The following is an 11701-nucleotide window of genomic DNA, read 5'->3' as shown; positions in this document are numbered from 1 at the left end:
GACCTACGTGCCGGAGACGGCGTCGGCGACGGCGCGCACGAGCTCCACCAGGCGCGGGCTCCACCGGGACGCGATGTCGTCGTTCAGCGCGACGACGCGGTCCCGTTTGACGGCCGAGAGCGTGTCCCAGCCGGGCCGGGCCGCGACGGTGTCCGCGTTCTGCCCGCAGCACTTGGTGTCCGCGAGGAAGATCAGGTCCGGGTCCTCCCGCAGGATGGTCTCCGCGGACAGCTGCGGGTAGCCGCCGAGCGCGTGGGGATCGCCCTGGTCGGCGATGTTGGTGAGCCCGAACAGGCCGTAGACCTGGCCGATGAACGTCGCCGAGGTCACGCTGTAGAACGTCGGGTCCAGCTCGTGGTAGTAGCGCAGCGGCTCCTCCGGCTTCGGGGCGTCGGCGACGAGCTTGCCGATGTCCTCCCTGGTGCGCCGGGCGAGGTCGGCGCCCTCGGCGGCGTGGCCGGTGGCCTTGCCGACGAGCTCGAACTGCTCGTACGCGGCGTCGAGCGTGGCCGGGGCGGGGAGCACGAGGGTCTTGGTGCCGGTCTTGCTGAGCGTCTCGGCGAGCTTGCCGTCGAGGTCCGACTCGACGATGACGAGGTCGGGGTTGTGGCCCGCGATCGCCACCGGGTCGGCGTTGATGCCCGACAGCGACGTCTTCGGCGCCTCCTCCGGGTAGGTCGAGGCCGAGTCGACGGCCACCACCTGGTCACCGGCGCCCACCGCGAACAGGGTCTCCGTCGTCGACGGCGACAGCGAGACGATCCGCTCGGGGCGCTGATCGATCGTCACCGCGGGGGCGCCCTCCGGGCGCACCTCCACGGGGAAGTCGCCGGCGGCCGACGACGGCGCGGGCTCCTCGGGCGCGCGGTCTGCGCAGCCCGCGAGCGCGAGCACCGAGACCGCGGAGAGCACACCGAGCAGCGCGAACGGCCTGCGCCGCTGGCGGGGGACACGGGACATGAGGACCTCGACTGTTCGGCCGGCCCTGGCCGCGCCCGGCCGGCGAGCGGTCCTGGACGCCGCAACCCCTGGACCGGAGGTGGATGGCGTCGGCGCGAGTGCAGGCGACCTGACTCGGCCCCGCCGTCACGGCCCGTGCTCGGTCCGGTACGGCTGGGCATCACAGTTGCGGCACAGCGCCGGATTCGCACCGGACTTCGCTGCCGCTCGCGTCGAAGGAGGACGCTACCAGGCGAAACCGAGGTGAGTCCCGGGAACCCGGACGTCGGGTAGACTCGGTGGGCGAGCCAAGAGCTCAGTGCCCATCAGAAACGACGTCGTTCAGAGCTGCCAGATCGTTACAGTCGACAGCTGAAATGGCCACTCCGAACCGGTGCCCTGACGTTTCCCAGATGTTAAGGTCGCGCTAATAAGCGGGCCATTGTCGTCCCGTGCCCAGCACTTATCGAGCACGAAGACGACGCAGGAGGTCCCCTTGATCTTCTCCGCGATTCCGTCTCCACAGGGTCTCTACGACCCTGCGACGGAACAGGATTCCTGCGGTGTAGCCATGGTCGCGCACGTCCGTGGTGTCCGCTCCCACAGCATCGTCACCGACGGTCTCAACGCACTCACGAACCTGGACCACCGTGGCGCCGCCGGCGCCGAGCCCACGAGTGGCGACGGTGCGGGAATCCTGGTGCAGCTGCCCGACGCCCTGCTGCGGGCGGAGGGGGAGTTCGACCTGCCGAGACCCGACGCGTTCGGCAACCACCACTACGCGGCCGGCATCGCCTTCCTGCCCACCGATGCCGAGCAGCGCCGCAAGGCCGTCGAGCTCGTCGAGCGGATCGCCGACGAGGAAGGCCTCACCGTGCTCGGCTGGCGGGACGTGCCGACCGACGCCGACGGCGCCGACATCGGGCCCACGGCCCGCTCGGTGATGCCGCACTTCGCGATGCTGTTCGTCACGGGCAAGGCCGACGCCGACGGCGAGCTGCCCAGCGGCATCGAGCTCGACCGGCTCGCGTTCTGCCTGCGCAAGCGGGCCGAGCACGAGAGCGAGTCGTCCGGTTGCGGGGTGTACTTCCCGTCGCTGTCCGCGCGGACGATGGTCTACAAGGGGATGCTCACGCCCGGGCAGCTGCCCGCCTTCTTCCCCGACCTGCGCGACGAGCGGCTGGTGAGCGCCATCGCGCTCGTCCACAGCCGGTTTTCCACCAACACGTTCCCTTCGTGGCCGCTGGCCCACCCGTTCCGGTTCGTGGCCCACAACGGCGAGATCAACACGATCCGCGGCAACCGCAACCGCATGCGCGCCCGCGAGGCGCTGCTGGAGTCGGACCTGCTGCCCGGTGACCTGACGCGGCTGTTCCCGGTGTGCTCGCCGGAGGCGTCGGACTCGGCGTCGTTCGACGAGGTGCTGGAGCTGCTGCACCTCGGCGGGCGCAGCCTGCCGCACGCGGTGCTGATGATGATCCCGGAGGCGTGGGAGAACCACACCACGATGGACGAGCAGCGCCGCGCGTTCTACCAGTTCCACGCGAGCCTGATGGAGCCGTGGGACGGCCCGGCGTGCGTGACGTTCACCGACGGCACGCTCGTCGGCGCGGTGCTCGACCGCAACGGCCTACGGCCCGCGCGGTGGTGGCAGACCGCCGACGACCGCGTGGTGCTGGCCAGCGAGGCCGGGGTGCTCGACGTCCCGCCCGGTGACGTGATCGCCAAGGGCAGGCTCAAGCCGGGCCGCATGTTCCTCGTGGACACCGTGGCCGGCCGGATCGTCAACGACGACGAGATCAAGGCCGGGCTCGCCGCGGAGGCGCCCTACGAGGAGTGGCTGCACGCGGGGCTGCTGACGCTGTCGGAGCTGCCCGACCGCGACCACATCACCCAGACCCACGCCTCGGTGCTGCGTCGCCAGCTCGCGTTCGGCTACACCGAGGAGGAGCTGAAGATCCTGCTCGGCCCGATGGCCGCGAACGGTGCCGAGCCGGTGGGCTCGATGGGCACCGACACCCCGCCCGCGGTGCTGTCGCAGCGGTCCCGCTCGCTGTACGAGTACTTCAAGCAGGGCTTCGCGCAGGTGACCAACCCGCCGCTGGACGCGATCCGCGAGGAGCTGGTCACCTCGATGAGCCGGATCATGGGGCCCGAGCAGAACCTGCTGGAGCCGGGACCCGCGTCGTGCAGGCACATCCAGCTGACGTGCCCGGTGATCGACAACGACGAGCTCGCCAAGCTCATCCACGTCAACGACGACGGGGACCTGCCCGGCTTCGCCTGTACCGTCCTCTCCGGACTGTACGAAGTGGACGGCGGGGGCGCCGCGCTCGCCGAGGCGATCGAGCGCGTGCGCCGCGAGGCGTCGGAGGCGATCGCCGCCGGTGCGCGCACCCTCGTGCTCTCCGACCGCGACGCCGACCACCGCATGGCGCCGATCCCGTCGCTGCTGCTGGTCTCCGCGGTGCACCACCACCTGGTGCGCACCAAGGAGCGGCTGCGTGTCGCGCTCGTCGTGGAGACGGGCGACGCCCGCGAGGTGCACCACGTCGCGCTGCTGCTGGGCTACGGCGCCGCGGCGGTGAACCCCTACCTCGCGTTCGAGACGATCGAGGACATGATCGCGCAGGGCGCCATCACCGGCATCGAGCCGGCGAAGGCCGTCCGCAACTACGTGCAGGCCCTCGCCAAGGGCGTCCTCAAGATCATGTCGAAGATGGGCATCTCGACGGTCGGCGCCTACACGGCCGCGCAGGTCTTCGAGTCGCTTGGCCTGTCGCAGGAGGTGCTCGACGAGTACTTCACCGGCACGGTCTCCAAGCTGGGCGGCGTCGGGCTCGACGTGCTCGCGGAGGAGGTCGCCATGCGGCACCGGCGCGCCTACCCGGACAACCCGACCGAGCGCGTGCACCGCGGCCTGGAGACCGGCGGCGAGTACGCCTACCGCCGCGAGGGCGAGCTGCACCTGTTCACGCCCGAGACCGTGTTCCTGCTCCAGCACGCGAGCAAGACCCGCAGGACCGAGGCGTACCGCGCCTACGCGGACGAGGTGAACCGGCTCAACCGCGAGGGCGGTGCGCTGCGCGGGATGTTCGCGTTCCGCGACGAGAACCGGCAGCCGGTGCCCATCGACGAGGTCGAGTCGGTGGAGTCGATCTGCAAGCGGTTCAACACCGGTGCCATGTCCTACGGCTCCATCTCGGCCGAGGCGCACCAGACGCTGGCGATCGCGATGAACCGCATCGGCGGCCGGTCCAACACCGGTGAGGGCGGTGAGGACCCGGAGCGGCTCTACGACCCCGAGCGCCGCAGCGCGATCAAGCAGGTCGCGAGTGGACGGTTCGGGGTGACGAGCGAGTACCTCGTCAACGCCGACGACATCCAGATCAAGATGGCGCAGGGCGCCAAGCCCGGTGAGGGCGGCCAGCTCCCGCCGAACAAGGTGTACCCGTGGATCGCGCGGACCCGGCACTCGACGCCGGGCGTGGGGCTGATCTCCCCGCCGCCGCACCACGACATCTACTCGATCGAGGACCTGGCGCAGCTGATCCACGACCTGAAGAACGCCAACGAGCGGGCCCGCATCCACGTGAAGCTGGTCAGCTCGCTCGGTGTCGGCACGGTCGCCGCCGGTGTCTCGAAGGCCCACGCGGACGTGGTGCTGATCTCCGGGCACGACGGCGGCACCGGTGCCTCGCCGATGAACTCGCTCAAGCACGCGGGCACTCCGTGGGAGATCGGGCTGGCCGAGACGCAGCAGACGCTGCTGCTCAACGGGCTGCGGGACCGCATCACCGTGCAGGTGGACGGCGCGATGAAGACCGGCCGCGACGTGGTGGTCGCCGCGCTGCTCGGCGCCGAGGAGTACGGCTTCGCCACCGCCCCGCTCGTGGTCGCGGGCTGCGTCATGATGCGCGTCTGCCACCTCGACACGTGCCCCGTGGGTGTCGCCACGCAGAACCCGGACCTGCGCAAGCGCTACACCGGCCAGGCCGAGCACGTGGTGAACTACTTCCACTTCGTGGCGCAGGAGGTGCGGGAACTGCTGGCGGAGCTGGGCTTCCGCACACTCGACGAGGCGATCGGCCGTGCGGACGTGCTCGACGTCGACGAGGCCGTGGACCACTGGAAGGCGCGGGGGCTCGACCTCACGCCGGTGTTCACGGTGCCCACGGAGTCCCCGTACGGCGGTTCGAGGCGCAAGGTGCGCGAGCAGGACCACGGGCTGGAGCACGCGCTGGACCGCACGCTGATCCAGCTCGCCGAGGCGTCGCTGGAGGACGCGCACCCCGTGCGCCTGGAGCTCCCGGTGCGCAACGTCAATCGCACGGTGGGCACGCTGCTCGGCTCGGAGATCACGCGCCGCTACGGCAGCGCGGGGCTGCCGGACGACACGATCCACGTGCTGCTGACCGGTTCGGCGGGTCAGTCGCTGGGCGCGTTCCTGCCGCCGGGCGTCACGCTCGACATGGTGGGCGACGCCAACGACTACGTCGGCAAGGGCCTCTCCGGCGGGCGGGTGATCGTCCGCCCGCATCCGGAGTCGCCGTTCGCGGCGGAGGGCCAGGTCATCGCGGGCAACACGATCGCCTACGGCGCGACGAGCGGTGAGCTGTTCATCCGAGGGCAGGTGGGTGAGCGCTTCGGCGTCCGCAACTCGGGCGCCCTGATCGTCGCCGAGGGCGTCGGCGACCACGCGTTCGAGTACATGACCGGCGGCCGTGCCGTGGTGCTCGGCCGCACGGGCCGCAACCTCGCGGCCGGAATGTCGGGCGGGCTCGCCTACGTGCTCGACCTCGACGAGCGGCAGGTGAACGTCGGCATGGTGGAGCTGCTGACGCCCGAGGCCGACGAGCTGGCGTGGCTCAAACGGATCGTCACGAGGCACCACGAGCTGACGCGCTCGGCGGTGGCGGCGTCGCTGCTGGGCGACTGGCCGCGCCGCTCGGCGTCGTTCACCAAGGTGATGCCGCGCGACTACAAACGAGTTCTGGAGGCCACCAAGGCCGCGCGCGCCGCGGGCCGGGACGTGGACGAGGCGATCATGGAGGCGGCTCGTGGCTGACCCGACGGGCTTTCTGAAGTATGAGCGCGCCGAGCCGCCGAAGCGGCCGAAGGACGAGCGGGTCCACGACTGGCAGGAGGTCTACGCCGATCTCGGCCAGGAGGAGCGCAACCGGGCGGTGCGCACGCAGGCGAGCCGCTGCATGGACTGCGGCATCCCGTTCTGCCACTCCGGTAGCGCGGGCTGCCCGCTCGGTAACCTCATTCCCGAGTGGAACGACCTCGTCCGCCGGGGCGACTGGGCGGAGGCGAGCGAGCGGCTGCACGCGACCAACAACTTCCCGGAGTTCACCGGGAAGTTGTGCCCCGCGCCGTGTGAGGCGGGCTGCGTGCTGTCGATCTCGCCCGCGTCCGGCGGGCCGGTGGCGATCAAGCGGGTCGAGGAGACGATTTCCGCGCAGGCGTGGGAATCCGGCTACGTGCAGCCGGAGCAGGCGACGGTGTCGACCGGGCAGCGCGTGGCGGTCGTCGGTTCGGGCCCGGCCGGGCTGGCGGCGGCGCAGCAGCTGACGCGCGCCGGGCACGAGGTGACCGTGTTCGAGCGCGACGACCGCCTCGGCGGCCTGCTCCGCTACGGCATCCCCGAGTTCAAGATGGAGAAGAAGGTGCTCGACCGCAGGCTCGCGCAGCTGCGGAAGGAGGGCACCACGTTCGTGACGGGCTGCGAGGTCGGCGTCGACCTCACCGTCGAGGAGCTGCGGGAGCGCTACGACGCCGTGGTGCTCGCCGTCGGCGCGCTGCGGGGCCGGGACGACACGACCACGCCGGGCCGGGACCTCAGGGGCATCCACCTGGCGATGGAGCACCTGGTGCCCGCCAACCGGCAGTGTGAGGGCGACGGCCCGCCCGCGATCGACGCGGCCGGCAAGCACGTCGTGATCATCGGTGGCGGCGACACCGGCGCCGACAGCTACGGCACCGCGATCCGCCAGGGCGCGCTGTCGGTGACGCAGCTCGACCAGTACCCGCAGCCACCGTCCACACGCGACGACGACCGTTCACCGTGGCCGACGTGGCCGTACATCCTGCGCACCTACCCGGTGCACGAGGAGACCGGTGAGCGCCGGTTCGCCGTGGCGGTGAAGCGGTTCATCGGCGACGACGACGGCAACGTGCGGGCCATCGAACTGCACAAGGTGCGCGTGGAGAAGGACCCGGAGACCGGGCGCCGCGAGGTGGTGCCGACGTCCGAGGAGGTCGAGGAGCTGCCCGCGGACCTCGTGCTCTTCGCGATCGGGTTCGAGGGCGTCGAGCACATGCGGCTGGTCGACGACCTGGGCCTGAAGCTGACCAGGCGCGGCACGCTCTCGTGCGGCTCCGACTGGCAGACCGAGGCGCCGGGCGTGTTCGTCTGCGGCGACGCCCACCGCGGCGCCTCGCTCGTGGTGTGGGCGATCGCGGAGGGCCGGTCCGTGGCCAACGCGGTGGACACCTACCTGACGGGCGCCTCGGACCTCCCGAGCCCGGTCCACCCGACGGCGCTGCCACTCGCGGTGGTCTGACCCGGCTGACCGCAGTGAAGGCCACCTTCACTGCGGTCACCGCAGTGTTGAGTCTCAGCTGATATGACACAGTTTGTGTCTCTCGGCATGTGACACACCCGGGTTGGGTGATCTTCGGGGTCTGTCGCTTGAGCAGCGTTGTGGTTGCTGACCATGATGCGGAAGCGGGCGAAGATGCTGCTGATGGACGCGACGTTGGTGGTCCAGCCGAAGCTGGAGAACGTGTCGGAGTGGTGCCGGGTCAACGGTGTCGATCGGCGCACGTTTTATCGGCACCGTGCCCGGATCCTGGCCGAGGGGCAGTGGCGGGAGCGGTCCCGGCGGCCGAAGACCTCCCCGCAGGCCACGCCGGAACCGGTGGTGGCCGAGATCGTGCGGCTGCGCGCTGAGCTGGCCCCGGACAACGGCGCTGACCCGATCGGTGACGCGCTGCAGGTGCTGGCCGTCGAGCAGGACTGGGACAAGCGGGGCTGGCGGGTGCCCGCGCGGGCCACGATCAACCGGATCCTGGCCCGCGCCGGTCTGCTGGACACCAATCCCCGTAAACGGCCCAAGGCATCCCTGCGCCGCTTCGCCTATGCCCGGCCGCGGGACTGCTACCAGATCGACGCCACCGAGATCACCCTCGCCGGGGGCCCCACGGTGGTGGTCTTCGAGGTGCTGGATGACTGCACCCGGCTGCTGCTGGCCTGCCACGCCGCGCCGGCCGAGACCGCCGCAGCCGCGGTCGCCGCGATCAGCGCCGCCGTCGCCGAGTTCGGGGCACCGGGGATCGTGCTGTCCGACAACGGAACCGCCTTCACCTCACGGCACCGCCTCAACGCCAAGCCCTCAGTGTTCACCACCACCGTCACCGGCTGGGGCAGCAGGCTCATCCACTCCAGCCCCTATCACCCGCAAACCTGCGGCAAAGTCGAACGCCACCACCAGACCCTCAAACGCTGGCTCGCCCACCAACCCGCCCAGCCCAGAACCCTGGCCGAGCTACAGACCCTGCTCGACACCTACCGCGAGCACTACAACACCCGCCGCCACAGCGCGCTGGGCCGCCGCACCCCGCACGACACCTGGAGCACCGCCACCCACCTCGGCGGACCCCAGCACCTGCCCGTCCAAGACGACGCCACCATCCACCAGCTCAAAGTCAGCGCCCAAGGCACCATCAACCTCGGCCGTCGCCACCGCATCCGCGTCGGCACCGCCCACGCCACACAGACCATCACCATCGTCGCCGACCACGACCGGGCCACCGCCTACACCAGCAACGGCGACCCAATCGGCTACATCCACCTCGACCACACCAAGACCTACCAGGGCACACTCACCCCAGCCGCCTAACCTGTGTCACAACAACCGAGACAACCCTGCGACAGATCTACCGAGACAACACACTGCGGTCACCGCAGTGAAGGTGGCCTTCACTGCATCTGGTCACCCCTTCACGACACCCCTCCGGATTGGGCCAAGCGGCGGTACACACATGGGCCCGCTCGGGCGAACCTGGCCTACGCAGCTGTGGTTGCCAATTCACGATCCGTGATGACGGAGGATGTGGGAGGGCGTCATGAGGCGAGGGTTGGCGCGGTCGGCGATGGTGGTGGCGGCGAGCGCGGCGGCGGTGGCGGCCTTCGCCGCTCCCGCGGGCGCGCAGGAACCGGACGTCGCGGTGCACCTGCTCGACGGCGCGGCGAGCGAGACGACCGAACACTGGACCGCCGACCGCATGCGGGCGGCGATCCCCATGGACGACCTGCTCGACAGGACGGTCCCGGCGGCCGGTGACGTCGCGCGCGGCGCGCCGACGGTGATCCGCCCGCAGGCCGCGAACAGCACCGGGGATCCGTGGACCGGCGGCGGCGAGGTCACCGAGACCGCGGGACGGGTCTTCTTCGACTTCAACGGCTCACCCGCGTCGTGCAGCGGGAACGCCGTCACGAGTGCCAACCGCAGCGTGGTGCTGACGGCGGGCCACTGCGTGAAGTACGAGGGTTCCTGGCACACCAACTGGATCTTCGTGCCCGGCTACGACAACGGCAACGCGCCCTTCGGCGAGTGGACGGCGAGCCGGACGCTGACCACGCCGCAGTGGGAGGCGAGCGAGGACATCGACTACGACGTGGGCGCGGCCGTCGTCGAGCCGCTGGGCGGTAACCACCTCACCGACGTGGTGGGCGCGCAGGGCGTCGCCTTCAATACCGAACGTGGCCAGGACATGTACGCCTTCGGCTACCCGGCGGCCGACCCCTACGACGGGGAGTCGTTGACCTACTGCAGCGGGGCCACGTTCACCGACCCGTTCTTCAGTGAGGACTACGGCCTCCGCTGCGACATGACCGGCGGCTCCAGCGGCGGGCCGTGGTTCCTCGGCTTCGACGAGGCGACCGGCCTCGGCGTGCAGGCGTCGGTGAACAGCTTCGGGTACACGTTCCTGCCCGGCTACATGTTCGGCCCGTACTTCGGCAGCGACGCACAGGCACTCTACGACACCGCGCAGGTCGCCTAGCGCCTTCCCAAGCCTCCCGCCGTGAGGTGCAATAGACGGCGGGAGGCCCCAATGGCGACGGCCACGGAACTCGGACGCGCCCGGCAGTGCTTCGAGCGGCACGACTGGCGGGACGCCTTCACGCGGCTGTCGACCGCCGACGCGGAGGAGCCCCTCGAACCTGAGGACCTGGCGCGGCTCGCGGCCGCCGCGTTCCTGCTCGGCCACGACGCCGAGAGCTACCGGGCAGGCGAGCGGGCGTTCCACGAGTATCTGCGTCTCGGCGACGCGGAGCGGGCGGCGTCGAGTGCGTTCTGGCTCGCGCTGCGGTTGCTGCTGCGCGGTGAGCTGGCCCGCAGCGGCGGGTGGTTCGCGCGGGCCCAGCGGATCGTCGACGACGGCGACCTCGACTGTGTCACCCGCGGTTACCTGCTCACCGCGACCGGGATCCGGTCCGCGCAGGGCAAGGACTTCCTCACGGCCTACGATCTGTTCACCGCCGCCGTGGAGATCGGCGACCGGTTCGGCGACGCCGACCTGGTGGGGATGGCGCGCCAGGGTCAGGGCCGCGCCATGATCGGCATGGGGGACGCCGCCGCGGGCCTGTCGCTGCTCGACGAGGTGATGGCGGAGGTGACCGCGGGCGAGCTGTCCCCGATCCCGTCCGGGATGATCTACTGCAGCGTCATCGAGGCCTGCCAGGAGGTCGCGGACCTGCCCAGGGCGCAGGAGTGGACGGCGGCGCTCAGCGCGTGGTGCGCGGAGCAGCCCGGTCTCGTGCCGTTCCGCGGGCAGTGTCTCGTGCACCGCACCGAGGTGCTCCGCCTGCGAGGCGAGTGGGCCGACGCGCTGGCCGAGATCGAGCGCGCGTGCCTGCGGCTCGCGGATCCGCCGGGACAGCCCGCGCTCGGCGTCGCCCTCTACCAGCAGGCCGAGCTGCACCGGCTGCGTGGCGAGCTCCAGCTGGCCGAGCAGCGGTACGGCGAGGCGAGCGAGCGCGGCTACCCGCCGCAGCCCGGTCTCGCGCTGCTGCGCCTGGCGCAGGGCCGCACCGCCGCGGCGGCGGCCGCGATCCGGCACGCCGATGGGACGCTGCCCCCGCAGCAGCGGGCCGTCACGCTCGCGGCGCGGGTCGAGATCATGCTCGCGGCCGGTGACACCGCGGCGGCGGGCGCGGCCGGCGAGGAACTGGCCGGCCTCACCACCACCCACGACGCACCGCTGCTGCGCGCGCTGTCGGCACACGCCGAGGGGGCGCTGCGGCTCGCGGAGGGCGATCCGGTGGCCGCCATCGGGGCGCTACGCGCCGCGTGCCGGCTCTGGGCCGAGGTCGGCGCGCCCTACGAGGGCGCCCGTTCGCACATCCTGCTGGGCCTTGCGTTCCGCGGGCTCGGCGACGACGACACCGCGCGGTTCGAACTGGACGCCGCGCGGCGCACACTGCTTCAGCTCGGGGCCGCCCCAGGCGTCGCGGGGCTGAGGGACCTCGCGTCGGCGGCCTGCGAGCTCACCGGCCGTGAGCTCCAGGTGCTCGCACTGGTCGCGGCGGGCCGTTCCAACCGCGAGATCGCGGGGGAGCTGGTCATCAGCGAGCACACGGTGCGGCGGCACCTGCAGAACGCCTTCGCGAAGATCGGGGTGTCCTCCCGCGCCGCCGCCACGACCTACGTGGTCCAGCACCATCTCGTGTGACCGGATGGCACGAACGGAC

General features: G+C 71.3%; 6 protein-coding genes. 5 read left to right on the top strand and 1 reads right to left on the bottom strand.

The genetic code is table 11. The annotated features are described in order from the left end of the window. Positions 1-3 precede the first annotated feature (3 nt). Positions 4-960 (bottom strand): ABC transporter substrate-binding protein, encoded by a 957-nt coding sequence (locus BA062_RS23885; protein WP_110340352.1) that lies wholly within the window; start codon positions 958-960, stop codon positions 4-6. 475 nt (positions 961-1435) lie between these two features. Between BA062_RS23885 and gltB the strand changes: the two genes are divergently transcribed. The 5 genes from gltB to BA062_RS23860 all read left to right on the top strand — a co-directional run bounded on the left by gltB (position 1436) and on the right by BA062_RS23860 (position 11682). Then, complete coding sequence (gene gltB / locus BA062_RS23880; protein ID WP_110340350.1) at positions 1436-6007, top strand: glutamate synthase large subunit; 4572 nt, start codon at positions 1436-1438, stop codon at positions 6005-6007. Continuing rightward, entirely contained in the window at positions 6000-7508 is a 1509-nt protein-coding gene (locus tag BA062_RS23875; protein ID WP_110340348.1) for a glutamate synthase subunit beta, read from the top strand. The genes gltB and BA062_RS23875 overlap by 8 nt, the downstream gene beginning before the upstream one ends. Positions 7509-7661: 153 nt before the next feature. Continuing rightward, positions 7662-8846 (top strand): integrase core domain-containing protein, encoded by a 1185-nt coding sequence (locus BA062_RS23870; RefSeq protein WP_110338440.1) that lies wholly within the window; start codon positions 7662-7664, stop codon positions 8844-8846. A gap of 226 nt (positions 8847-9072) precedes the next feature. Then, positions 9073-10011 (top strand): trypsin-like serine peptidase, encoded by a 939-nt coding sequence (locus BA062_RS23865; RefSeq protein WP_110340515.1) that lies wholly within the window; start codon positions 9073-9075, stop codon positions 10009-10011. Between the two features lie 51 nt (positions 10012-10062). Next, positions 10063-11682: a helix-turn-helix transcriptional regulator gene (locus BA062_RS23860; RefSeq protein ID WP_110340346.1), complete on the top strand. Its 1620-nt coding sequence runs from the start codon at positions 10063-10065 to the stop codon at positions 11680-11682. The last annotated feature ends 19 nt before the right edge of the window (positions 11683-11701 follow it).

The sequence above is a fragment of the Prauserella flavalba genome, from assembly GCF_003202235.1.
GTDB classification, from domain to species: domain Bacteria; phylum Actinomycetota; class Actinomycetes; order Mycobacteriales; family Pseudonocardiaceae; genus Prauserella_A; species Prauserella_A flavalba.
The sequence above is the reverse complement of the archived record's forward strand: the minus strand, read 5'-3'. Positions and strand labels throughout refer to the sequence as shown.

Excerpts from the sequence above, each read along its gene's own strand:
- BA062_RS23885 (WP_110340352.1), bottom strand. The coding sequence starts at position 960 with ATGTCCCGTGTCCCCCGCCAGCGGCGCAGGCCGTTCGCGCTGCTCGGT.
- BA062_RS23870 (WP_110338440.1), top strand. The coding sequence starts at position 7,662 with ATGATGCGGAAGCGGGCGAAGATGCTGCTGATGGACGCGACGTTGGTG.
- BA062_RS23865 (WP_110340515.1), top strand. The coding sequence starts at position 9,073 with ATGAGGCGAGGGTTGGCGCGGTCGGCGATGGTGGTGGCGGCGAGCGCG.
- BA062_RS23860 (WP_110340346.1), top strand. The coding sequence starts at position 10,063 with ATGGCGACGGCCACGGAACTCGGACGCGCCCGGCAGTGCTTCGAGCGG.